A 24817-nucleotide genomic window follows, 5' to 3' on the forward strand; every position below is an offset into this window, starting at 1 on the left:
CTCGGATGCGAAAGTTTGGTGAACTGGTGGTGCTTGTGGTGGATGACTTTGAACCCATGCGCAAGGCCACTCTGACGCAATTACGCAGCATGGGCATTGAGCGAGTGGTCCAGGCCAAAGACGGTGCTGAGGCTTTGCGCATTCTGAAGCGCCAGACCGTGGATATGATCCTGTCTGACTGGAATATGCCCATCATGACCGGGCTGGATTTTCTGATCGCTGTGCGCAAAGACGAAGCACTGAGCCATTTGCCCTTCGTGATGGTTAACCAGATCTGGGCATCCAGACGATAGTGCTAAGCCGATGCTGAAACTTCGGCTTATCGGCCTGAGCTGACCTTAAGAACCTGCTGGAATGCTGGCTGCTTTGGGTACCAAAGTGCTCCTTGTATGCACCTGCAAAAGCAGCGGCAATTCTCGGTGTCCCGAGAGTGACTGGAAGAAGGGCCCCTTTTAACGGCAACCAATGACCGTGTGCACCACATGTCGGCCGGTCAGGACTGCCTCATGAACGTCAGACACGCCAAGAAAACAATCAGTATCCGTATTTCACCCAAATACGGATTCATCATGACCTCTTTGTTTGTTTTTTAACGAACAGCCAAAGTAGTGCGGCGGAACACTGCAAATGGATTTTTATAAGGTACAAGTAATGTTTTCGTCGGGTTTTATCTGGTGTTGTTGACAGGTGATTTTGTGTTGGCCACAAGAAACAATGACGAGCCGTTTACAAATCAAACTGTGGTTTCCAGGTGAAAACCGTCGCGAAAAGCCGTCGGTAACTTGACCATTGTTTTTCATGCCAATAGCATCCACGGCGATCACAAAGTCATTAAAAACATCAGGATGCGGACACTTTTTCTGGAATGTCTGCACCTGGATACACGAATCAGAATACAAGCCCGCCCATGAGCGGCGCAGGTGAGGAAAAAAATGAGTGTCTTGCGGGAAAACGGCCGAGGGGGCCGTGCTGCCGTGACCGGGGGGCGGTCGTGGTTGAATGTCATTGGGCAAAGCCGGGTGGCGCGGTCCTTACAACGACTGCTGCTGGTAGTGCTGAGTGTGTTGTATGCAGCGACTGCCTCAGCAAACTGTACGCTGGTGGTTTCCAGTACGAGCGGCCCCAATAACTACATCTACAGCAGCGCAAACGCCTGCGATCCATCCTTTGACAATTCAACTGGTGCAGGCGGCTTTTATACCGACAGTGCTGGCGATACTGGCGCGATCAATAGCTACCTGACCGTGGACACCACGGGGACCTCTGAAGAATTCATTTATACCCCGACTTCAGACGGCACCTTCCAGTCTACCGGGACCGTCACTTATACGTACTACACCGGGGCATTTCCACCCTACGCGCAACAGTCCGTCACGTTTGTGGTCCCGGCCCCTGCTGTCAGCAGCGTCTCTGCCAACAATGGTTCTGCCAGCGGCGGCAACGTGGTCACGATCTCTGGCAGCGGCTTTAGCCATGTCAGCGCCGTAAAGTTTGGCTCGACCAACGCCACATCCTTTACGGTCACCAACAGCAACACGATCAGCGCAATGGTGCCTGCCGGCACGGTGGGGATCGTGGATGTCACCGTCACCAATCCGGGTGGCACCAGCAGCACCAGTGCTTCGGACCAGTATACGTATAACACCCCTGCGCCGACCGTCACCAGTCTGTCGCAAACTTCCGGCCCGGTCTCCGGCGGCAATACCATTGTCATCACCGGTACAAACTTTTCCAGCACGACAGGTGTGCAGTTTGGCGGCACCAGTGCGAGCACTTTTAGCGCGGTCAGCGCGACTTCCATCACCGTCACGGTCCCGGCCGGTGCCGCCGGTACCGTTGATGTCACGGTCACCACAACTTCCGGCACCAGTACAACCGGAACAGCCGATCACTACACCTACGTAACGGCACCCACGGTATCCGGCATTTCGCCTACTTCCGGCCCCACTGCGGGTGGCACCACCGTACTCTTGACCGGGACGAATTTCAGCGGAGCCTCTGCGGTGTTTTTTGGTGGTACGTCCGCAAGCTTTACGGTGAACAGTGCAACGCAGATTACCGCGACCGCTCCGGCCGGGAGTGCCGGTACACAGCATGTCACCGTGACGACGCCAGGGGGCACCAGTACGACGAGTGCTGCGGATCAATATACCTGGGTCGCCCCACCGTCCGTGGGCAATGTGTCGCCCAACTCGGGTCCGCAAGGTGGTGGCACTAGCGTGACCATTTCCGGGAGCAACTTTACCGGAGCCACCGCAGTAAGATTTGGCGGCACGGCCGGCACTGGCCTCACCGTCAACAATGCCGGCAGTATCACCATCACGGCACCAGCAGGTGTGGGCACGGTCGATATCATCGTCACTACGCCTGGCGGCACCAGCTCGGTAACCGGTGCTGATGCCTTCACTTATCTACCCCTGCCAGCGGTATCCGGCCTGAGCCCCACAAGCGGCCCCACTGCCGGCGGAACCCGGGTGACCTTGTCCGGTTCCGGGTTTACCGGCGCCACAGCGGTGAGGTTTGGTGGCACGGCGGGCAGCAGCGTGGTGGTCAATTCCGACAGTTCGATTTCGGTCACCTCGCCCGCCAGTTCTGCGGGGGCCTACGACATCACCGTGACCACGCCCAACGGCACCAGTTCAACCGGGTCTGCCGACCTGTTCACCTATATCGCACCGCCGGTCGCGGGGGCCGTCAGCGTCAGCGGCATCCCCTATGGCAGCAGCAACATCAACATCGCGCTGAGCCTGAGCGGCGGTACGGCTACCAGCGTGGCCGTGGCAACGCCGGCGGCACATGGCACGACCACCGTCAGTGGCACCAGCATCAGCTATACCCCGGTTTCATCGTTCTGGGGCTCAGACAGCTTTACCTATACGGCCACCAACGCAAGTGGCACGTCGGCTCCGGCCACCGTCACCTTGTCGGTCAACCCGCCGACTTTGAGTTATTCGCCGCCAGCCACATCCACCGGTACCGCGGGTACGCCACTGACCGTGTCCATGAACACCGCCAGCGGCGGCACGGGGCCGTATACCTACGCGGTGACCAGCGGTGCGGTGCCTGTCGGTACGACTTTGTCCAGCGGGGTACTGACCGGCACACCGACGGCCGCCGGCACGTTTACCTTCCAGATCACGGCGACCGACAGCAGCACGCCAACGCGGGTCAGCGTCACCAGTAGCACGCTCTCCGTCACCATCAACCCCTCCGGCCTGGCGCTGAACCCGGCCACACTGACTGCACCGGCCATCGGCACGCCGTACAGCCAGTCCGTGACCGGAAGTGGTGGGACCTCGCCATATAGCTATGCCGTGACCAGCGGCACGTTACCGGCCGGTTTGACGCTGAACGCCAGCACCGGGACCATTACTGGCACGCCAACAGCGGCAGGCCCATCCACCTTTTCCATTACGGTGACGGATCACACCAACGTTACCGTCACCAACGCCTACACCTTGGTGGTGGCAACGCCCACGATCACCATCTCCCCCGCCAGCTTGCCTGGCGGGCCAGCCGGGGTGGCGTATTCCCAAACGGTCAGCGCCAGCGGCGGCACGCCATCCTATACCTATGGGGCAACTGGCTTGCCGACCGGGCTGTCCATCAATGCCAGCACCGGGGTGATTTCCGGCACGCCAACTGCGGCGGGCCCGTTCAATGTCACGATCACCGTCTCAGACCACACTACCGGTACCGGGGCTCCGTTTACCGGCGCTCATACCTATCTGATCACCATTGGCCAGGCGCTGCCAGTAGCAGGGGCGGTCAGTAATACGGTGGCCTTCAACAGCAGCAACAACGTGGTCCCACTGGCCTTGACGGGCGGGACAGCGGCCAGTGTAGCGGTGCCGACGGCACCGGCGCACGGCACGGTCGCCATCAACGGCACGGCCATCAGCTACACGCCAACCACGGGTTATTACGGGACCGACAGTTTTACCTACACCGCCACCAACACGAGCGGCACGTCGGCTCCGGCCACGGTCAACATTACCGTCAACCCAATGTTGCCGGCACCACAAGCGCAAGCCACCAATGTGGTGTCCAACAGCGGGGCCAATGCCATTTCCCTGGAAATCCAGGGCGGGCCGGTCACCTCATTGACGATTGTGACGGCGCCACAGCATGGCACGCTCACTTTGAATGGCGCGCCCGTCGGTGCCAGCATGATGGCTCACCAGGCGGTGGCTGCAGGCACACCTGCAGTGACCTATACGCCTGCTCGCGGCTACACCGGCCCGGACAGCTTCAGTTATACGGCGACCAATGCCGCGGGGACTTCCGCAGCGGCGACGGTCACCTTGCAGGTCATGTTGCCCGCGCCGGTATTGGGCGCAGTCAACGCCACCGCGGTCTCTGGCCAGACGCTGACGCTGGATGTCGGCGCCGTCGCCACTGGCGGCCCGTTCACGGGTCTGACCATTACCAGTCAGCCGGCCAACGGCACGGCCACGGTGCAGGGCAATACGATTGTGTATGCGTCCACCGCGACCTTTACGGGTTCGGCGGCGATTGGCTACGCACTCTCCAACGCTTGGGGCACCAGTCAGGGGACGGCGACGGTGACGGTGAATCCGCGCCTGGATCCATCGCATGATGCCGAAGTGCTGGGACTGCTGGCCGCGCAGGCGGATGCAACCCGCCGGTTTGCCAGCGCCCAGCTGGATAACTTCAACCATCGTCTGGAGAGCCTGCATACCGATGGCTGGGGCCAGTCCAGTTTCGGTCTGGGGATCAGTTCCTTTGGCGTGCAAGGGGCGTCCAAACCGGACGCCCATGCCGCAGGCACTGCGCCGGCTGACTGCACGCCGGCAGCCAGCAAGGATCGCCAGATCAATCCCGATCAGAACACCGCCTGCGCACCGGCCAAACCGGCCAGCCCGCCGGCAGAACGGCAGGATCTGACCTTCTGGATTGGCGGCAACATCAATCTGGGCGAGCGTGACGGCAATAGCTATCAGGAGCATTTCCACTTCCACACCGATGGCATCAGCCTGGGTAGCGATTACCACGTCAATGATCAACTGACGCTGGGTGTGGGCGGCGGGTACAGCCGGGATACCAGTGATGTGGGCGACAACGGCAGCAAGAGCACCGGCAGCACCACCGTGCTGGTGGGCTATGGCTCCTGGCGGCCGCTGGACTTGCTGTTCATTGACGGTGTGCTGGGTTACGGTGACATCAACTTTGACCTGAACCGCTACATCACCGACACCGGCGGCTACGCCACTGGCTCGCGCAATGGCTCGCAGGTTTTTGGGTCGCTGGTCAGCGGCTACCAGTTGCGTGACGTGCACTGGCTGGTCACCCCTTATGGCCGGCTGGACCTGATGACCGCCCGCCTGGATGACTACACCGAATCCGCCGCCGGTGTCAGCGCCTTGAGCTATGCCGATCAGACCATCAAGATGACCACTGGCAAGGTCGGCTTGCGCGGTGAGGGCAGTTTTGATGTGGGCACTGCCCGCCTGCTGCCGCGCGGCCAGCTGGAATTCCAGCATCATTTTGAAGGTGCCGATCAGGCCAGCATGAGCTACGCCGACATGGGTGCACTCGCCCCGGTATACACCGTCAACCCGCAACAAGCCCAGCGCAACCAGTGGCAACTGGACCTGGGCGGCAAGCTGCAGTTGCGCAACGACATGGTTTTCACGGTGGATTATAGTTGCTCGCTGGATAACCAGACTGGCCGGAACGAATCGTTCCATGTGGGGATGGAAGCGCGGTTCTGATCTTCGGCACACCTCGATACAACAACAGGGAAGGCAGCGCTGCCTTCCCTGTGCTTTTAGGGGCTACTTTTCATTGTCGGCCCAAGCCCTAAGCCACCCGGCCACTGGCTGCCTCGGCTCATCGCTGCCCATACAGAGTCGGCGCCAACGCCATTGCGATATGAGGGGGCGTTTTCGAGGACACGTGCCTTAACCGCTACTTGTTTTTCTTCTGGCTCTGACACGCTCAGTCTCCGGCATTATTTTCGCGTTGGAAGGCGGACTCTACCTCAGACGCCTGCCCAGCCAGACTTCGCATCTCTTCCTGTTCGCTTGCCGGCTGGTCATGTGTGAGCCAGTCAGGGGAAATCCAGCAGCCTGATGTTCGTGCCAACCAGGATGTCACTGTTGGTGGTCATCTGCTGATATTGACCCAATTACCAGGTGAATTTAAGCGTAAGCATGATTGCAATGACCCATACCCCCAAAATGCCCAGCCAGTGGGTCACGGCTCTGAGCTTTCCTTCTTTTCCAGAGAAAAAAATGACGGCCAATGCGCCCAGGTTTTCCAGCATGAAAAGAAATGTTGGCAGCATTGCTACGACCAAGAATACGAATCCGTCGCCGGGTCCGCGCTCTTCTCCTGCAGGAGGTGGGGCACATATACGTATCCCCCAAACGACGATAGCTATGCCAATCGCGTTCACAATGGCATGCCACTTGAGGCTGATTTGTGCCTCTGAATCTTCTTCGATTGAATCCATTTGTTCTTGCTCTCCACCAATCTACGTTGGCCTACAGTGACCTTTTAAAAGCAGACGTCTCCAATCAGGCTGCGTGAACGAGGCCATTTTGCTGGCTCCCTTCTTTTTGTTCCATTTAAGTAACAACCGGTACCTCGGTGGCCGCCATATTCCCACATGTGTCGCCAATCGTCACAACGCCGGGGCTAAGCGCCAGCACTTGAACCCTTAGCCCCGCCCGTCACCCAGGCTGGCGGTGGTTGCGGGCGAGTTCGACAAAGGCGCGCAGGTAGTCGATTTCGGTGTCTGCTTCGCGTACGCCCAGGAAAATCTGTTTGGCGATGCCGTGTTCGCCCAGTCGAACCGGGAAGACGTCCTGTTTTTCTGCGTATTCCTCAACCAGCCAGCGCGGTAGTGCGGCCACGCCGCGTCCGCTGGCGACCATTTGCAGCATGATGTCGGTGGTTTCGATGGGTTTGTGGCGTTTGGGGGTAACGCCGGCCGGCATCAGGAACTGGGTGTAGATGTCCAGCCGGTTGGTTTCCACGGGGTAGGTGATGAGGGTTTCCTCAAGCAATTGTTCCGGCGTGGCAAAGGCGATGCCGCGCAGGGGGTGCTGCGGGCCAACGACCAGTACCTGTTCGTAGTCAAACACCGGTTCAAACTGCAGCCCCGGTTTGTGCAGCGGGTCTGGTGTGACCAGCATGTCGATCTCGTAACCGAACAGGGCGCCGATCCCGCCGAACTGGAATTTCTGCTTCACGTCCACATCCACCGCGGGCCAGGCGGTCAGATATGGGGCGACCACCTTGAGCAGCCACTGGTAACACGGGTGGCATTCCATGCCGATGCGCAATGCGCCGCGCTCGCCCTTGGCAAACTGGCGGAGGCGCTCTTCCGCATGGCCCAGCTGGGGGATCAGCCGGTTGGCCACGGCAAGCAGGTACTCACCAGCCTGGGTGGGGCGCAGGCTGCGTCCTTCACGATGCCAGACGTCAATGCCAAGCTGGTCTTCCAGTTTGCGCATGGTGTGGCTGAGCGCTGACTGGGTCAGGTTCAGTTGCTCTGCGGCTGCGGTCAGTGAGCCACGCTGGTCGACTTCGCGCAGGATGGCAAGGTGGATACGTTCAAGAATGGGCATTGTCCTAATCCATGACGCAGGTTCATTGATGGATGAAACAATACCATTTTTCTTCATGGAGTATGCGCCGCTACGATGATGGCATCTGAATTCCATCACCAGGACGCATGACCATGGCACGTACCCACAACCTGGGCTTTCCCCGCATCGGCGCGAAGCGTGAACTGAAGTTTGCGCTGGAGTCCTATTGGAAAGGCCAGTCATCCCGGGATGAACTTCAGGCCGTCGGCGCGCAATTGCGGCAGCGCCATTGGCAAGACCAGGCCGGCCTTGATCTGGTGCCGGTTGGCGACTTTGCCTTCTACGATCAGGTGCTGGACATGAGTTTCACCCTGGGTAACCTGCCGGAGCGGGTTCAGGGGTTTCATGGCGATGCGCTGGATAACTATTTTCGGGTGGCCCGCGGCCGTTCTGCGCAGTCTGCAGAGGACCACGCCCATTGCTGCGGCGGGGTAGCGGCCGGCGAAATGACCAAGTGGTTTGATACCAACTATCACTACATCGTCCCGGAGTTCAGCGCAGACACTGAATTCAAGCTCGATGCCTCGCGCTTGCTGGCGCAACTGGCGCAGGCGCAGGCCCTGGGCGTGCAGGCCAAGCCGGTCATCATCGGCCCGGTGACTTACCTGGCGATCGGCAAGGCCAAGGATCACTCCGACAAGCTGGCGCTGCTGCATCGCTTGCTACCCGCTTATGTGGAACTGCTGGCCACCCTGGCCGCACAGGGCGTGGAATGGGTGCAGATTGACGAGCCGATTCTGGTTACCGAGCTGGAACCCGGCTGGGCAACGGCGTTCGACAAGGCCTATCAGATCCTCAATACCGGCAAGGTTAAACTGTTGCTGGCCATGTACTTTGGCCAGTTGCAAAGCAATCTGCCGCTGGTGGCCAGGCTGGCGGTCCAGGGTGTGCATCTGGACGCGATCAACGCCCGCGCTGAGGTGGCGGCACTGATCGACCAATTGCCGGCAGATCGCGTGGTTTCGCTGGGTGTGATCAATGGCCGCAACATCTGGAAAACCGACCTGAACGCCGTGCTGGACTGGCTGGCGCCGATCGCCGGGCGATTGGGTGATCGCCTGTGGATTGCCCCGTCTTGCTCGCTGCTGCACGTGCCGGTTGATCTGGAGAGCGAACAGGCGCTGGATGCCGAGATCAGATCGTGGCTGGCGTTTGCCAGACAAAAGCTGGATGAGTTGTCAGTACTGGCCAGCGCACTGAATCATGGGCGCGCTGCGGTGCAGGCCGCGCTGGATGCCAATCAGGCGGCCATTGCCACGCGTCGTGCCTCGCCGCGCGTGAACAACCCGGCGGTGAAGGCCGCGCTGGCCAGCATCACCGCCAGTCTGGGTCAGCGCAAAAGCCCGTATGCCGCACGTGCACTCAAGCAGGCCGCAGTGTTGAACCTGCCGAAATTCCCGACGACGACCATCGGTTCTTTTCCGCAAACCGCAGAAATCCGCCAGGCGCGCAGCCAGCACAAGCGTGGCGAACTGGGCGCAACAGGCTATCTGACTGCCATGCGCGCCGAGATTGAGCGCAGCGTGCGCGAACAAGAGGCGCTGGGGCTGGATGTGCTGGTACACGGCGAGGCCGAGCGCAACGACATGGTGGAATACTTTGGCGAGCAACTGGATGGTTACGCGTTCAGCCAGTTCGGCTGGGTGCAGTCTTACGGCTCCCGCTGCGTGAAGCCGCCGATCCTGTTTGGTGATATCAGCCGCCCCAAAGCAATGACAGTGGAGTGGATCAAATACGCCCAGTCGCTGACCCGCAAACCCATGAAGGGCATGCTGACCGGCCCGGTGACGATCCTGAACTGGTCTTTTGTCCGTGACGACCAGCCGCGTTCCGTATCGTGCTACCAGCTTGCGCTGGCCATCCGCCAGGAAGTGCAAGACCTGGAAAAAGCCGGTGTCCGGGTGATCCAGATTGACGAAGCAGCCCTGCGTGAAGGCCTGCCGCTGCGCAAAGCCCAGTGGCAAGCGTATCTGGACTGGGCGGTGGCCGCGTTCCGGCTGACCGCGAATGGCGTAGAGGACGACACGCAGATTCACACCCACATGTGCTATTCGGAATTCAACGACATCATCCAGGCGATTGCCGCCATGGATGCAGATGTGATCACCATCGAGACCTCGCGTTCGGATATGGAGCTGCTCGATGCATTCGAGCACTTCCAGTACCCGAACGAGATCGGGCCGGGCGTGTATGACATCCACTCGCCAAATATCCCGAGCGAAGCGCACATGGTGCAACTGATGAAGAAAGCGGCGGAACGCGTGCCGGCTGAGCGCCTGTGGGTGAACCCGGACTGCGGCCTGAAGACGCGCCAATGGCAAGAGGTGATCCCGGCGCTGACCAATATGGTCAACGCCGCCAGGACCTTGCGCGCAGAACTGGGCTAAGCGCTGTTGCGTGGCGGCCTGGCTGAACCCTGGTGCCCTGGCGCCAGGGTTTTTGTTTCTCAGGTGCTGCTGTGTGCTACGGCTGGTGTGTGAGTCATGAGCAAAAATAATCGTTCAATGAGATAAAATCACTTTTACTCATGGATTGGTCGTCATAAAATTTGCCTTGATTATCGTCAATATAAAGGCCGCTGATTTAAACAAATGCCTGAAAAGAAAACAGAGCAGTGCAAAAGAAGCACGAAATCAGCGCAGGTTTTATCTCAGCAATCAGAGTGCCAGATCACCATGACTCAAGAATTCACATTTTCCATCAAGCGCATTGGTTTTGATGAAGATTATCATCCTTCAGAAAACACGCGTGTTACCACCAATTTTGCGAACCTGGCCAGAGGCCCCAGCCGCCAGGAGAATTTACGCAAAACCTTCCGGATGATCGACAATCGTTTCAATGCGCTGGCGCATTGGGATAACCCGCAGGGTGATCGTTATGCGGTCAATCTTGAGATCATTTCTGTCGAGATGAATATGGGTGGCGCAACCAATGGCAATGCGCTGCCGTTGATCGAGATTCTGAAAACACACATTGTTGATCGCAAAACCGGTCAGCGCATTGAAGGCATTGTCGGCAACAATTTTTCATCCTACGTGCGCGATTATGATTTCAGCGTGCTCTTGCTGGAACACACCCGCAACCAGCCTGAATCTGGTCTGCCGGATCATTTTGGTGAACTGCACGGCAAGCTGTTCAAGTGCTTTGTCAATTCAAGCGAATACAAAGCCAGCTTTAACAAGTTGCCGGTGATCTGTCTAAGCGTGTCCAGCAGCAAGATTTATCATCGCACTGAAAACCGGCACCCGGTACTGGGTGTTGAATACCAGCAGAATGAATACTCGCTGACAGATGAGTATTTCGGAAAAATGGGCTTGAAGGTCCGTTATTTCATGCCGCCCAATAGCGTTGCACCGCTGGCGTTTTATTTTTCTGGTGATTTGCTGAATGACTATACCGATCTGGAATTGATCAGCACCATCAGCACCATGGATACCTTCCAGAAAATTTATCGGCCCGAAATTTACAATGCCAATTCGCCCGCCGGCAAACACTATCAACCCAGCCTGAAGTATCAGGATTTTTCCTTGACTCAAATTGTTTACGATCGGGAAGAGCGTAGCCGCCTGGCGGTTGAGCAAGGGAAATTTGTTGAAGAACATTTCATCAAACCGTATCAGACCATGCTTGAGCAATGGTCTGCCAGTTACGCGCTTTAACCATTAAAAAAACCAGGTTATCCATTGTGAAAAAACTGCTACCCACTTCCACTGCCGGCAGCTTGCCCAAACCCGCCTGGCTGGCACAGCCCGAAACGCTCTGGTCGCCCTGGAAACTGCAAGGCGAAGAATTGCTTGAAGGCAAACAGGATGCATTGCTGTTGTCTTTGCAAGAACAATTGCACGCCGGCATTGATATCGTCAGTGATGGCGAACAGACCCGCCAGCACTTTGTCACCACGTTTATCGAACACCTCAGCGGGGTGGATTTTGCAAGACGTGAGGTCATCAAAATCCGCAATCGCTATGATGCGAGCGTACCCACCGTGGTGGGCGCCGTCTCACGCCCCAGGCCGGTGTTTGTTGACGATGCCAGGTTCTTGCGCCAGCAAACCACGCAGCCGATCAAGTGGGCGCTGCCAGGCCCGATGACGATGATCGACACGCTGTACGACAGCCACTACAGAAGCCGCGAAAAACTGGCCTGGGAATTTGCCAAAATCCTTAATCAGGAAGCGCGGGAGCTGGAAGCGGCGGGGGTCGATATCATCCAGTTTGATGAACCCGCGTTCAACGTGTTCTTCAATGAAGTCAATGACTGGGGCGTCGCCGCCCTGGAGCGGGCCATTGAAGGGCTGAAGTGCGAAACGGCCGTGCACATTTGCTATGGCTACGGCATCAAGGCCAATACTGAATGGAAAAAAACGCTGGGCTCGGAATGGCGGCAATATGAAGAAGCCTTCCCCAAATTGCAAAAATCCAGTATTGATATCGTCTCTCTGGAATGTCATAACTCCCGGGTGCCCATGGATCTGATTGAACTGATCCGCGGTAAAAAAGTGATGGTGGGCGCCATCGACGTGGCCTCCAGCACCATTGAGACGCCAGAAGAAGTGGCCGATACGCTCCGCAAAGCGCTGCAGTTTGTCGATGCCGACAAGCTTTATCCGTCAACCAACTGCGGCATGGCCCCGCTGGCGCGTGGCGTGGCCAGAGGCAAATTGAACGCATTAAGTGCCGGCTCGGATATGGTTCGCAGAGAACTCTTGAACCAGTCCTGAGCCAAAAGCCCGAAGACCTTTGCTGGCGCTGGCCAAACCAGATTGCTGCAAGGGTTGGCGGGCCGGCCTGTATATTGATCCGCATTAGAAGGCGATGCCGTGCGCATCGGATGAAATCCAGTACCTGTCATGTCACTTTCCAGTTCTGCTATCGAGCCATTGCGCTTTCGTGAAGCGCTTGGGCATTACGCATCCGGTATCACGGTCATTACCTCACTTATTGATGGCGAGCTGATCGGCTTCACCTGCCAGTCGTTCTACAGCGTATCCATGAGCCCGCCGCTGGTGTCATTCAGCGTCATGTCCAGTTCTGCCAGTTACCCCAAAATCCGCCAGGCTGGCCGGTTTGCCGTCAATATCCTGTCGGATGAACAAGTGCGGATTTCCAACCAGTTTGCCCGGCGCGGTACGGACAAATGGCACCAGGTGGACTGGCAGTCCTCGCCTTTGGGCAACCCCATCATTGCCGGCAGCCTGCACTGGCTGGATTGCGAAATTTACGCCGAACACGCCGCGGGCGATCACCTGATCGTGATTGGTGAAGTGAAAGCGCTGGACTTGCAAGAAGCGGCCACCACGCAGCCGCTGCTGTATTACAAAGGGCAGTATCGCAATATCGCTGAGCACGGCGCGGTGTGATCCGCCCTTAGCTCAAACGCAGCAGGTGTCCTGTATGCAAGGCCGGCACCGGCGCGTTGACCAGTCAGGAAAAAGCCCTCGGAAGAGGGCTTTTTTCATTTTGTCATTGCCGCGTTTTTGCCGGCGCCAGCGCATAAACCCGCTGGTCTGCCTAAGATAATTCATTGCCTTTGGCCCCGGTTTGTATCCGGGTGCCTTCACTTTGCAGTGATTTGACCAGGGAGACCGATGTGGATCGACGCAATTTTCTGCTCGCCAGTGCCGCCACCGCCATGGCTGGCGCGGCAACACTTTCAGCGGGCGAGGCACAAGCAGATACAGAGCCCGTTGCACTGACGGGCGCGGCTGGCGCCAGGGGCGAGCCGTTGGGGGGCCAGCCGCCAGCCGGGGCCAGAACCTCAATGAAAGACTTCGATTACGAGGTCAAATACCACCGCGCGTTTGAAGCCGTGCTGTGGAACATGCCGGCTATTGCGATCTACACCTTCCGCCGCGCAGCATTTGAGACGCTGGGCCTGAAAGACAACGACATCATCACGTACTCAAAACCAGCAACGCCGCTGCTGGAGGCCATTACCGCCAACAGCACCACGCCGTACATTTCGGCGTTTTCAGATTTGCGCCAGGGCCCGGTGGTGCTGGAGCTTCCTCCCGCCGGGCCGGATGGCAGCCTGTATGGGCAGGTGGTGGATGCCTGGCAATTCACCATTGCCGATGTCGGGCCGTCCGGGCTGGATAAAGGGCAGGGCGGCAAGATCCTGTTCACGCCGCCTGGCTACACCGGCACCGTGCCGTCGGGCTATATCCATGTGCCCTCGCCCAATTACCGCATTGCATTCGCTTTTCGCTCTGTCCCGGCGGCGGGCAAAACGACGGACGACGCGTATCACTACGCGCAAAAGCTGCGCATGTATTACTTGTCGCAGGCCGGCAGCCCGCCCCGGCAAAAGTTTGTTGACCCGGCCAACGTGCGTTATCCCACGCTGCCGTTCTACGACGAACGCCATTTTGAAGACATGCACGAGATCATGACGGTCGAGCCGGTGAAGGAGCAAGACAAGGTCATGATGGGGATGCTGACCTCGCTGGGCATTGAAAAAGGCAAGCCGTTCTCGCCGGATGACACCGCAAAGCGCGCCATGTGCCAGGCCGCGATTGATGCCTGGTTCTATCTGCAATGGTGGTTTGATACCGAAATGGTCAAGCGCGTGTTCTGGCCTGATCGGCATTACGTCTCGATTTTGCAGACCGACCAGAACCACATGTTCACCTTCACTTACCCTGACCGCATCGACATTACCGAACGCGCCGCCGAGTATTTCTGGTGTACCTACATGCCCAAAGTGGTTGCCGACTCCCCGGCCAACCAGTACCTGGTGGCCATGAGCGACAAAAACGGCAAGTTGCTGGAAGCGGGCAAACTGTACAAGGTGGACGTGCCCAAAGACATGCCGGTGAAGCAGTTCTGGGCACTGACCGTCTACGACCGCGCCACGTTCTCGTTCATCTACAGCGAATCCAGTCGCACCACGCTTTCCACCTATGACGTGGAAAAGATGAAAAAGAATGCCGACGGCAGCGTCACCTTGTATGTCGGCCCCACCGCGCCAGCGGGGCTGGAGGCCAACTGGATTCCCACCAGCGGCAAACGGCCTTTACCCACCTTCCGTTACTACGGCGCCAAAGATGAACTGAATCAGAAAGTTTTCAAAATGCCGGATTTTGAGCTGGTGGGCTGAGCGCCGCGTCTGACCGCACAACCATCATCCATTGCGGGCCGTGAATATCACGGCGCCGCCCTTGCTCCTGCCTGTTTTGCCGAGAGGGAAGTCTGATGAAAGCGCAGTTCAAACGCATCACCGGATCAGCGTGTCTTGCCATGCTCATGACCTTGAGTGTGCCAGCGCTGGCCGCACCGGATGTCGATGTCGGCAGCAGTTTCAAACCGCAGTACAAGCTGGATGCGCCCACTGACGAAACTGCGCAGCGCATGTTTGATGAACTGGCCTACCAGCGCGCGGTGCAGGTTTACCTGTGGGGCTTGTCTGCCGTGGGCACGCAGCAATACCGGAAAGCCAATGGCGAGGCCAGGCGCATTGCCGGCTGGCACTGGGCGATATGGTCGAAGGCTGGCGATTGTACGAATGGCGCTGGCAAACCGCACAACTGGCGCCCACGCAATGGCGCAGCTCCCGGCCGCGCTGGACCGGGCAGACTGCGCTGACCGGGCAAACGCTGTTGCTTTGGGCCGAGCAAGGTCTGGGCGACACCCTGCAGTTTGCGCGATTCATCCCGCGGGTGGCCGACCTGGCCGGCAAGGTCATCGTGCAGGTGCCTGCTGCGCTGTGTCGCCTGCTGGCGTCGGTGGACCCACGGGTGACGGTCGTCAGTGACGATGCGCCGCCGTTGCCGCATGACTGCCATTGCCCCTTGATGAGCCTGCCGCTGGCGCTGGGCATTGATGGCGATGTCGGGTTTACCGGCAAGGCGTATCTGCATGCGGATGCCGCGCCAGCCGGGCAACTGCAGTTGCCAGCGGCCCCCGGCCCGTTGCGCATCGGCCTGGCCTGGGCTGGCCGCAAAGTGGGCGCGGGCAGCGCCTGCAACCCCGGCCGGGATATCGCGCTGGCGGCTTTGCTGCCGCTGACCCGGCAGGGCGCCCAGCTCATCTGCCTGCAAAAAGAGATCACTCCCGCCGAAGCGGCCTTGCTGGCCGATCAACCCGGCATGGTATGCCTGCCTCAGGCGCTGGCGGATTTTGCCGATACCGCCATCGTGATCGAACAACTGGATCTGGTCATCAGTGTGGATACGGCCATCGCCCACCTTGCCGGCGCGCTGGGCAAACCTTGCTGGTTATTGCTGCGACATGCCGGTGAATGGCGCTGGCAACGCACGCGGGAAGACTCGCCCTGGTATCCAGGCATGCGGCTGTTCCGGCAACAGCAAGAGGGCGATTGGGATGAAGTGATACAGCGGGTCAGCCACGCACTGGCCGAGCGGATGGCACAGACATGTGCCCCTGCACCCAGCGCCCCGGCGTGATACAAGCCAGGTGCCTGTATCCAGTGTGCTGATCGCACGCTCTGGCGCTGCCGGAGAGGCTACAGTGATCATGCCAGGGCCGAAGAGGATAGCCTCCGGGCGTGGAAAATCTGGCTGCCGGCTTGCCCCGGTGATTATTCATTACTGTTGGTGTGAGAGTGCACTCCCTGGTTGACGAGATCGCTAACAAGCGCGAGGCGGTCCGAGTTTTCCGGAATACAAAGCAGATTGATGAACCCCCCGGAGCTTGGCGAAATATCGGTCTCGAGGCGACGAGAGATCCGGTCAACAGAAATTGGTACCAGTTGAGGGTTATTTTCGAATACTTCGAACGTTTTGTACCCGAGGCAAACCAGTTGCTCCCAGAAGGTTAATGGATCATCGCCTGACTGGGTGAGTCCGAACGGCCAGAATTCAAGAATCATGACTGGGCGCCAGCCGCTCGCAAACAGTTTCTGGGCGCCCATGAAGATTTTTGCCTCAGAGCCCTGTGTATCGGACTTCACAATATCCGGGAGCCTCGTATGCACGAGGGAAAAAAACACATCCAGGGTGGTAACACTGACGGAACTGGTCTGCCGGGATGATCCGTCTGAGAATAGTCGGTGATCACCAAGATTGGTCTCTGACCTGTAAAACAAAGCCTCGGATTCGCGTTCTCCAACGGCTCTGCGATAGATATCAATCACGCCATGAGCATCTGAAATGGCTGCATTCATCTCCAGTAGTCTGGCGTTGCGCTCATCGGGTTCAAATGCAAGTACACGACCCGCGTCGCCCACCAGACCCGCCGCAAGAACGGAGTACCAACCGATATTTGCACCCAGGTCCAGAACAATATCCTTCGGCTTGCATAGGCGGGAGAATACCTGTGTCTCGAACGGTTCCCATATGCCATCTCTTGCAATATCGCCAGAAATAAACTGGTCGACACCAATATGGATGGCGAAGTCAATGGTGATTGCCCCCTGTCGGGCGGGTACAAAGCGCGCCTGATCTACTTCGATATTTTCCAGAACCTGCTTTGCCCAGCATAACGTTGGGGCGTACGTTTGTGAGTGCTCCGGAAGCGCACAGCGATGTGGTTGGTAAAGCGACTCTGGTGAATAAAGCGTAAAGCTGTTCAGAAGATCATTTCTGACAAAGAAGGCGTGAACCCCAAAGAGACTGCAGCAAACTAGCGTATAACCCCGCGGTATCAATTGATCTACCCAGGACTGCAGGGACGCTCCGAAATAGTCATTGTATGCTGAAGACAGATTCTCGTTATACCGCATGACAAGGCGGGTGGGCGGGGGAAATTTGGCGTTGTATTTAACACAAACCAGTTTAGGACTTAACTGCTCAAGCAATGTGGGAAGAATATGCCAATCATTACCATCAAGGTCGAACGATAAAAAATCAATCGACTCTTCTCCCAAAAATCTTTTGGCCCGCTGCCCGAGCAAATTCGCTGATCCTGATGCGATGATAGCATCGGTAATCCACAGCTTTTCGAAGACCGCTTGTCCCAACGCACCGGTCATTTCGAAAATCTTCTTTTTGTCACTATCAATCCAGATGCCGCGATACCCATCCAGAAGCAACAGATGCGTGTTGTTGGCAAGGCCATCAGCACAACCCGCTTCAAAAAACGTGTAAGACAATGGCACGTTGATGGAAATTCTGCGTAGACATTCGCGAATAATGCCATCTTCATCAGCGCAAGAATAAGCCGACCACCCCGATAAAGCCGGATTGTCTGGCATCTTGTCTTCCATGCTTGATTGCAAGCAATCAAGGTTCTTGAAAAGTGGCTTGTTTTTCATTGTTGGCGATGGAATCGAAGTGGCAGGTTAATCAAGAGTGAAATCAGATACGGAATATGGGATATGAACAAGTCCCCATAAATCGTACCCAGACTCATTCTGGGGAAAGCGGACAGAAAACCGGGATCCACCGACGCAATAGTCAATTACCTGTTCAACCAGACTTTGCCCATTGTTTATGGGGTTTCTTGAAAGAATTCCAATTCCGGCGATAAGTCCGTATTCCCCGGGGCAAAGTTGGTTGCAGAATTCGAATTCTATAAACCGAAGTGTGTGAGTGCCATTTCTGGAAATAAAAACACCCTGTGATGCTGAATTGAAGTGCAGCACCTGCCGGCCACTGCTATCGGTCACCCCAAGTGTCAAAGTGCATGGTTCAGAGACAGGACTTTCAACCTGGTAAAAAACCCTCACGCGAAGTTTTGCATTGAATTCAACGCTATCTGTATCTGCTCCATCTGTATTCACCAGGGCGATATCCTGAATTCTTGCCTCCCCGCTCCCGGTACGCAGGGGTAAAACCCTGTCCTCGAAGGCCCGATGGCGCGCGTGATCAATCAACAATCCATGCTTCTCGCTACCTTCGGGATCAAGCGGCGTCATGGCGGTCTGGGTGTTGGTGACAAGGCCTGTATTTGCCATCCGGCGGAATACCTCCGCCTGGTAAGCGGCCCCCACTTCGGCTGAGGTACCTGAATGCCGGAGTTTCCCCCGCTCCATCCATATGCCCTCATTACACAGTGAGCGGATCGCATCCGCAGCGTGTGTCACATAAATAAACGTCGTACCCTCGTCCAGGAGCGACTTTATTTTGTGAAGGCATTTGTTTTGAAAATACGCATCACCGACACTGAGCGCTTCGTCAACAATCAGGATTTCGGGTTTGACGTAAACCGCGCAGGCAAAACCGAGTCGGACAGACATCCCGCTGCTGTAGGTCTTGACTGGATGATTAATGGCCTCTCTGAGTTCGCTAAATGAAATAATTTCAGGCAGCGCTTGTTCTATTTCATCTTTGTTCATGCCATGCAACATGCAGAACTGCTGGATGTTTTCGGCACCGGGTAACTCCGGGTTAAAACCAGCACCCAGTTCCAGCAATGCCGAGATGCGCCCTTTAACCTCCACCGTGCCTGAACTTGGCGTCAACACCCCGGCAAGAATTTTGAGCAATGTGCTTTTGCCGCTGCCGTTTTCACCGAGGATGCCCAGTCTGCCGCCTCGTTTGAGCGAAAAGGAAACATCATCAAGGGCTTTTGTTTCGTGGGCGTAATTGCGCTTGCCACCCGAAAGAATCTCCAGCAGACGATGCCGGGGCGTCGAGTAGGTATGATAAATTTTTGAAACACCCGCAAACCTGATGGTCAGGTCATCATCATTTATGGTCATAGCTGATCAATCTGTTTATATGACATCAGCGAAGCTTGGCTTGAGTTTATGAAACACGAATAGACCAAGGATTAAAGCCAGAAATGAAACCAGAGTGGTGGTGGTTAATGCCAACCACGAGATATGGGCTGTGCCAAATATGGCGTCTCGGGATAATTCAACAATATTAAAAAAAGGGTTGTAATCCATGATAAGTGAGCGTAACCACAGCGCTCCGCCTTGTTCTACCAGTTTTGATGGATACAAGATCGGCGTGAGCCAGAACAGGATATTCACACCAACCGGGACGATCTGCGATAGATCGGGGATATAGACCGCAAGTGCCGAAATAGCGTAGGCAACGCCCACTGTCAGCAAAATGCAGACCAGCCAGACAAGGATATAAATGCCCGAAGTGCTTGCCGGCACCAGACCATGGTATTTCATAAGTCCCGCGATAAAGATCAGCAGGACACCCTGGCTTAATAAAGCAGATGCAATCGGTATTAGCGGCAAAATCCAGAAGGGGAAGGCAATTTTGTTAATCAGGTAACTGTACTCTCGCAAAATACCTGTGCTGCGGATGACCACATCAGAAAAAAAAGCCCAGAGCGAGAGTGGGACAAAATAAAAAAGAGAGAACGGCACGTCCCCATATCTTGCTCCCATCCGCCCACTCATCAGTATCGAAAACACGACCACGTTAATAATTGCATAAAGCAGCGGAACACCGATGTTCCACGCCACGCCGGCGTAAGAACTCGCATATCGGTTCCGTAGATCGCGCGAGGCCAGGGCAAAGAGCAGGCGAAGGGATTCTTTGGCGTGAAATTGCTCAGGCATGTACCTTTCCCCTGATTTTCCTGATGGCTGACCGCAAGCGGCGGTAGGCCCCACTTTTATCAGGTAGTCCGGAATTGGTATTGATTACCGGTGGAGGCGCCTGGACTGACGTCTGGGCGAGGGTGTATTTGAACGAAGGCTTGCCGCCGGTTGCAAGCAGCTCTTTCCATACCGATGATGCGCCAGCCTTGATTCCCCAGAAAGAGACCGCGCTGGCAATGGGCTTGAGCTGTTCGTAACTGACGTTCTCATCTATTTTCAGAAATAGTTGCCGCAACTGTTCCCGTTCTGCCGGACTAAGGCCCCCGCCCCCGCAGGCATTCAGATACCAGTCGACCGAGGCTGAAATCGGGCCAAACCATTCTGAAGTCTCCCCGGTCACATCGGCGTCGCCGAATATGGCTTCGATGCCCCAGGTGGTCGTATTGAAAAAGTGATATGGCACTGCATGCAAGGGCTGCATAAAAGCAGATTCGACATAAACTAGCCCACCAGGTTTGAGTACCCTGGCGATCTCCCTGGCAGCAAGGTATGGATTACGCATATGCTCCATAACCGCCTGACTGAATACAGCGTCAAATACGCCATCGGAAAAGGGCAACGCGTGGCCATCTCCAAACACATCCGGGAGTTCGAAAGGCATGTATTCAAACGAGACCACGCGTTGATCGGGGTATTTTCTGTCGCCCGATCCGCAGTCCAGTACTAACGCATCCGGGCCCGAATGATCAAGCACCCATTGATAAGCTGCCGGAAATCCGTTGCCCCGGTTTCCGCCAATGGCTGCCGGCCATCCCGAAAATACGGCATCCATGCCAAAAAAATAAATCTGTTCGCCCCGGGACAAGGGGTTGGCGGCTGCGGGCTTGATGGTGATCTTTTTTTGCCCCTGCAGATCGCGGTAGATCTCGTAGGCATTAACGCCGTTGGCCCCGGCACTATGAAGATCAATAATCGTTGCCGCACCATCGTTGACGGTGACGGCGACGCAGCCACTCCAGTCGTGTGAGAGAAATCTCAGGGAAAGATCTACAGCCTCTGTATCGATGTAGATTCGCCAATCCGGGGTTGACCCGGCTTGCAGGCAGCCGGTAAATCCTTCGGCGTTCCAGCCGACATCCACTTCATGGCAATGAAGCGCGGACACCGCTTCGTCACTCCATGGAATCCGCTTGTAATGGAACTCGCCGCACAAGCTGGCGCCGGCAGGTGGGGTCAATGGTTCAATCCGGAGGAAGTCCACTTTGCCATGCCTGATGGTAGCAACGTCTTTTTCACATTGCTCGCAATAAAGAGAGCCTTGTTTGATGACGCCACTTGCAGTCTGTTGAGACACCTTGCGTGTCATTGTGGCCTTGCATGCAGGGCAGGCCAGTGCATCCATGATCATCGTGTTCAAAATCTGCCCCTAGTTCTTCATCAAGACGCTTTGATACAGACCCACAGAGCAGTCGGCCATTCTGGAGTCCGAAAAGCGCTGTTCGTATTTCCGTCTTCCCGCAGAACCGTACTGCTGTCGCAAATCTGCATTGCTGACGAGCGTTTCCAGTGCCGCCTGAAGATGATCCCTGCTGTCTGGTGGAACAAGCAGGCCGGTTACTTCATGGTCTACAACCTCCGGAATGCCCCCCACATCGCAGCCCACCAGGGGCTTGCCGAACATCATTGCTTCAACGTAAATCAGGCCAAAAGATTCGAATCGCGAAGGGGCTACAAAAATATCGCAATCGGCGTAACGGTTGCGCAGGCTGCGCTCGTCGATTTTTCCGTAGAAATTGACACGTGAGCCGCAAAGCTGCGGATATTTCAGTTCAAAATCCTGCCGGTAAGTGCGCCCCTTGGCGGAAGGGATGCTGTCGTCACCCACAATATGGAAATTGACTTGGGGGAAGTGCTGAACAATCGCGGGCGCAATCTCCAGCAGCAGATCAATTCCCTTTCTTTTCTCCAGTCGGCCAACAAAGAGGATGTCGATCGAAGGGGCCGCATGATGCTCCCTGATGCTGTGCAGACCGGACGCCCAGTCCGGCATGCCAAGGTGAGAGACATGCAGTCGCTCACGCCGGATCTGGATGTCGTAGGCCGCCTGAATTTCCCTGGCAATGCCCTGGCTAATCGCCAGGATCGCATCACTCTCGGAAATCAGGAATTTTTCCATGGCAACCAGCGGGTTGACAAAGGTCGACATGGTTTCGGGGTTGCCTGTCAAATCGGGGCGGGAGGGGAGTGAGAGCTTGAGTGTTGTCATCAGACTAGTGACAACTGGATAGCGTCCCGACAACAAAGGGGCAATGCCCAGAATATTCCAGACTGGTCCTTCGACGATATCGATCTGGCGGTGCAGGGCAATGCGGTCGATTTCATCAAGAAAAGATCTGGACTGATCCCAATGCGACTGGGGAATGTTGAGACCCACATGTTCGGCGGGGATACGATGTGTTGCAGGTACGATCCGGTGTACCCAGACGCCATCTTCAAAATCTACCGTATTGTGAGTCTGGCCCCGCGCAATGACGTGTACTTTATGGCCAAGTCGTGCCAGCGCCGTTGCCTTGTCCTGAGTGAAGCGCGCAATTCCGCCCAGGAGATTGGGTGGGTAGTCTTCACATAGCAGCACGATTGTAATCGGCGACTTTGCTGCAGTTCTCGGCCCAAACGGCTTGAACCCACTCCGATGTCGATCAAGCAACTCCGCAGTAATGAATTTTGGAGGCATTGAAGCGGCTGCTTTACCAGCACGCAAAGCCATAGAGGCATGCTCTTCAAACTGTTTTAAATCTGCCTCGGTCAACCGCCCTGATTGTATACAGTGGATGACGTCGTTACGATGGTTTTGCATGAATGCCATATTATCGGCATCAATTTCCTGCTGTGAAAAATATGGGTGTGCATGCCTGTTGGAAAAATAGACTTTTGATTTGAGTACCGGATACCGATAAATGGCAGCATCTTTTTTCCGGATATATGATGGTGCATATTTGTGATGTACATATGCGTTCGGAAGTTGCCTGATGACATATCCATGGTCAATCAAGCGCAGGCAGACCTCGGTTTCATCAAGATAATATGAAAATTCTTCATCAAATCCACCAATTTCGATCAGTATCGATCGATTGAATGCGCTATTTGTTCCCTGTATATATGGAAATTCCAGGGATCCGGGAAAGCAATAATTTGGCGACGGCTCTGTTAGCGCACATCTTCCATGCCCAAGCCGGTCTGCATTTGCATATTGGTATTGATAATTATAGCCTGTGTGATCAAATACTTTTCCGCCCACGGCCGCAATTTCAGGTAATTCAAATCCCTCTATTATCTGGCCTAACCATTCTGGTTCAGGAACTGCATCGTCATCAATAAAAAGAACAATGTCACCACTTGACATGGCAATGCCAATATTTCTTGACATGGACAGATTTGCTTCGGGGCAATACCCCACTTTTATCCTGTCCTTCCATTTATCGAGAACTTCTTCCGTTCCGTCGGTCGATGGCCCATTCACAACGATCACTTCAAATTCGGCGAAATCAAGATGAAGCAAGGAATTGAGCGCATTCGGCAACAATTGCGCACGATTGAGTGTGTTGATGATGACGGATGCAGTTGTCATTTCTTTGTCGCCTTGAATTCCATTTCATAACAGGCCCCGTTTTTCCGGCCTATGGCTTTCCATTCAACATCAGAAAGCCCTGCCTCTTGCAGTAGATCCTCCATCTGCTCAGGGACAAACATGTTGAAATGAAAATCGCCATCATAATCTTGGCCGCCAAAAGTGACTTCGCGTAGCGATGAGTAAGGATAAGTGCCATCGACGTATTCCTTGATCATTGAGTCGGCGTCGGGTACCACGGAACGGAAGACACCACCGGTTTTCAACAATTTGATCCAGTATGGGAAGAGTTCCCGGCGAAGTTGTTCCTGCGGGAAGTGTTCCAGTAAATGTGCCGAAAATATTTCATCCACCTCGTTGGCGGCGAACGGTAACTGATTGACTTCAGAGACAATATCAACACCAGGCAATGCCCTGCGATCAATGTTCAAATAGCCGTCGAGTGCGATATGCCCGCACCCCAGATTGACACGTAACTGTTCATTTCTGGCTGCTGCCAATTTTTGCGGATTGAGAATTTCAGCCCTGGTCCGGGCGGTTGTGTCGGTGTCAGCAAGTGGCGGTTTTCCGCCATATCGCATTTCGAACATTAATTCTTTCCGAACAAACTCAAGACGTTCGGTCAGCTGGTTTGCCCTGTTCGAGGCAGCATCCAGTTTCACGCGGATCTCGGTCAGGCATTGATCAGTAATGCTCGATGTTTTTTCAAGTTGATCAATGTAATCAGCGATTTTCTGGTTGACTGTTTTTGATATTGAATTTATTTGCTCGTGAATTTCTATCAAATCCCGCGTGATCTTTCGCAAGGCGACAGGGCCGGATTTGATCAGGTTTTCTATGTCATGTTCGCTGGCTGTCTGCCGGTGATTCAGATCAATAATTTTTCGGGAAAGATCTGGTAGTTGTTGTGTCTGAAATTCATGTTGCGAGCGAATCATATCAAGGTATTCAGCCCTGAATTCGGGGAGACGAATTACGGCTACAATAATCCGTACGGGACGGCCAATTAAAGGCCAGTTAGCCATTTTCCGAACTATTTTTCTTAGGCTTTTTTTAATCATTTCGTATTTACTCTACCTTTCAGGTTTTTTAACGTTTCCAGGATGAATAAAAAACCATCAAATGCGGGTGTTGCAATAAAATTGCCACATTCAGAAACTGAAAC

General features: G+C 55.7%; 17 protein-coding genes. 9 read left to right on the forward strand and 8 right to left on the reverse strand.

Going from position 1 to position 24817, the window contains the following annotated elements; translation table 11 throughout:
- The first annotated feature begins 5 nt into the window (after positions 1–5).
- Positions 6–293 (forward strand): response regulator, encoded by a 288-nt coding sequence (locus IEX57_RS13190; protein WP_188704814.1) that lies wholly within the window; start codon positions 6–8, stop codon positions 291–293.
- Between the two features lie 807 nt (positions 294–1100).
- The gene (locus IEX57_RS13195; protein ID WP_188704815.1) at positions 1101–5735 is read left to right on the forward strand and encodes an IPT/TIG domain-containing protein; all 4635 of its coding nucleotides are present in this window, start codon (positions 1101–1103) and stop codon (positions 5733–5735) included.
- Between the two features lie 416 nt (positions 5736–6151).
- Here IEX57_RS13195 and IEX57_RS13200 read toward each other — a convergent pair whose 3' ends face one another.
- Together IEX57_RS13200 and IEX57_RS13205 are read right to left on the reverse strand one after the other, a co-directional pair.
- A complete protein-coding gene (locus IEX57_RS13200) occupies positions 6152–6478 on the reverse strand; it encodes a hypothetical protein (RefSeq protein WP_188704816.1) in 327 nt (108 codons plus the stop codon).
- 220 nt (positions 6479–6698) lie between these two features.
- On the reverse strand, positions 6699–7598 hold the full coding sequence (locus IEX57_RS13205; protein WP_229709014.1) for a LysR family transcriptional regulator: 900 nt from the start codon (positions 7596–7598) through the stop codon (positions 6699–6701).
- 113 nt (positions 7599–7711) lie between these two features.
- Between IEX57_RS13205 and metE the strand changes: the two genes are divergently transcribed.
- The 7 genes from metE to IEX57_RS13240 all read left to right on the forward strand — a co-directional run bounded on the left by metE (position 7712) and on the right by IEX57_RS13240 (position 16023).
- On the forward strand, positions 7712–10006 hold the full coding sequence (gene metE / locus IEX57_RS13210; RefSeq protein ID WP_188704817.1) for a 5-methyltetrahydropteroyltriglutamate--homocysteine S-methyltransferase: 2295 nt from the start codon (positions 7712–7714) through the stop codon (positions 10004–10006).
- A gap of 204 nt (positions 10007–10210) precedes the next feature.
- Positions 10211–11278, forward strand: a complete 1068-nt coding sequence (locus tag IEX57_RS13215) for a DUF1852 domain-containing protein (RefSeq protein WP_229709015.1) — start codon at positions 10211–10213, stop codon at positions 11276–11278.
- 26 nt (positions 11279–11304) lie between these two features.
- Positions 11305–12339 (forward strand): methionine synthase, encoded by a 1035-nt coding sequence (locus IEX57_RS13220; protein ID WP_188704818.1) that lies wholly within the window; start codon positions 11305–11307, stop codon positions 12337–12339.
- A gap of 129 nt (positions 12340–12468) precedes the next feature.
- On the forward strand, positions 12469–12978 hold the full coding sequence (locus IEX57_RS13225; RefSeq protein ID WP_188704819.1) for a flavin reductase family protein: 510 nt from the start codon (positions 12469–12471) through the stop codon (positions 12976–12978).
- A 230-nt stretch (positions 12979–13208) separates the two neighbouring features.
- Positions 13209–14717 (forward strand): DUF1254 domain-containing protein, encoded by a 1509-nt coding sequence (locus tag IEX57_RS13230; protein ID WP_229709016.1) that lies wholly within the window; start codon positions 13209–13211, stop codon positions 14715–14717.
- Between the two features lie 95 nt (positions 14718–14812).
- The gene (locus IEX57_RS13235; protein WP_188704820.1) at positions 14813–15202 is read left to right on the forward strand and encodes a hypothetical protein; all 390 of its coding nucleotides are present in this window, start codon (positions 14813–14815) and stop codon (positions 15200–15202) included.
- Positions 15115–16023 (forward strand): glycosyltransferase family 9 protein, encoded by a 909-nt coding sequence (locus tag IEX57_RS13240; RefSeq protein WP_188704821.1) that lies wholly within the window; start codon positions 15115–15117, stop codon positions 16021–16023. The genes IEX57_RS13235 and IEX57_RS13240 overlap by 88 nt, the downstream gene beginning before the upstream one ends.
- Before the next feature lie 134 nt (positions 16024–16157).
- Here IEX57_RS13240 and IEX57_RS13245 read toward each other — a convergent pair whose 3' ends face one another.
- The 6 genes from IEX57_RS13245 to IEX57_RS13270 form a co-directional block, all read right to left on the reverse strand.
- Positions 16158–17783 (reverse strand): FkbM family methyltransferase, encoded by a 1626-nt coding sequence (locus IEX57_RS13245; RefSeq protein WP_188704822.1) that lies wholly within the window; start codon positions 17781–17783, stop codon positions 16158–16160.
- A gap of 75 nt (positions 17784–17858) precedes the next feature.
- Positions 17859–19220: an ABC transporter ATP-binding protein gene (locus tag IEX57_RS13250; RefSeq protein ID WP_188704823.1), complete on the reverse strand. Its 1362-nt coding sequence runs from the start codon at positions 19218–19220 to the stop codon at positions 17859–17861.
- 15 nt (positions 19221–19235) lie between these two features.
- Positions 19236–20042: an ABC transporter permease gene (locus tag IEX57_RS13255; RefSeq protein ID WP_188704824.1), complete on the reverse strand. Its 807-nt coding sequence runs from the start codon at positions 20040–20042 to the stop codon at positions 19236–19238.
- A complete protein-coding gene (locus IEX57_RS13260) occupies positions 20035–21426 on the reverse strand; it encodes a class I SAM-dependent methyltransferase (RefSeq protein ID WP_188704825.1) in 1392 nt (463 codons plus the stop codon). Before IEX57_RS13260 ends, IEX57_RS13255 begins: the two co-directional genes overlap by 8 nt.
- A gap of 24 nt (positions 21427–21450) precedes the next feature.
- The gene (locus IEX57_RS13265; protein WP_188704826.1) at positions 21451–23652 is read right to left on the reverse strand and encodes a glycosyltransferase; all 2202 of its coding nucleotides are present in this window, start codon (positions 23650–23652) and stop codon (positions 21451–21453) included.
- The gene (locus IEX57_RS13270) at positions 23649–24590 is read right to left on the reverse strand and encodes a class I SAM-dependent methyltransferase (RefSeq protein WP_188704827.1); all 942 of its coding nucleotides are present in this window, start codon (positions 24588–24590) and stop codon (positions 23649–23651) included. The genes IEX57_RS13265 and IEX57_RS13270 overlap by 4 nt, the downstream gene beginning before the upstream one ends.
- Positions 24591–24817: the final 227 nt, after the last annotated feature.

This window comes from Silvimonas iriomotensis, from assembly GCF_014645535.1.
Classification (GTDB): domain Bacteria; phylum Pseudomonadota; class Gammaproteobacteria; order Burkholderiales; family Chitinibacteraceae; genus Silvimonas; species Silvimonas iriomotensis.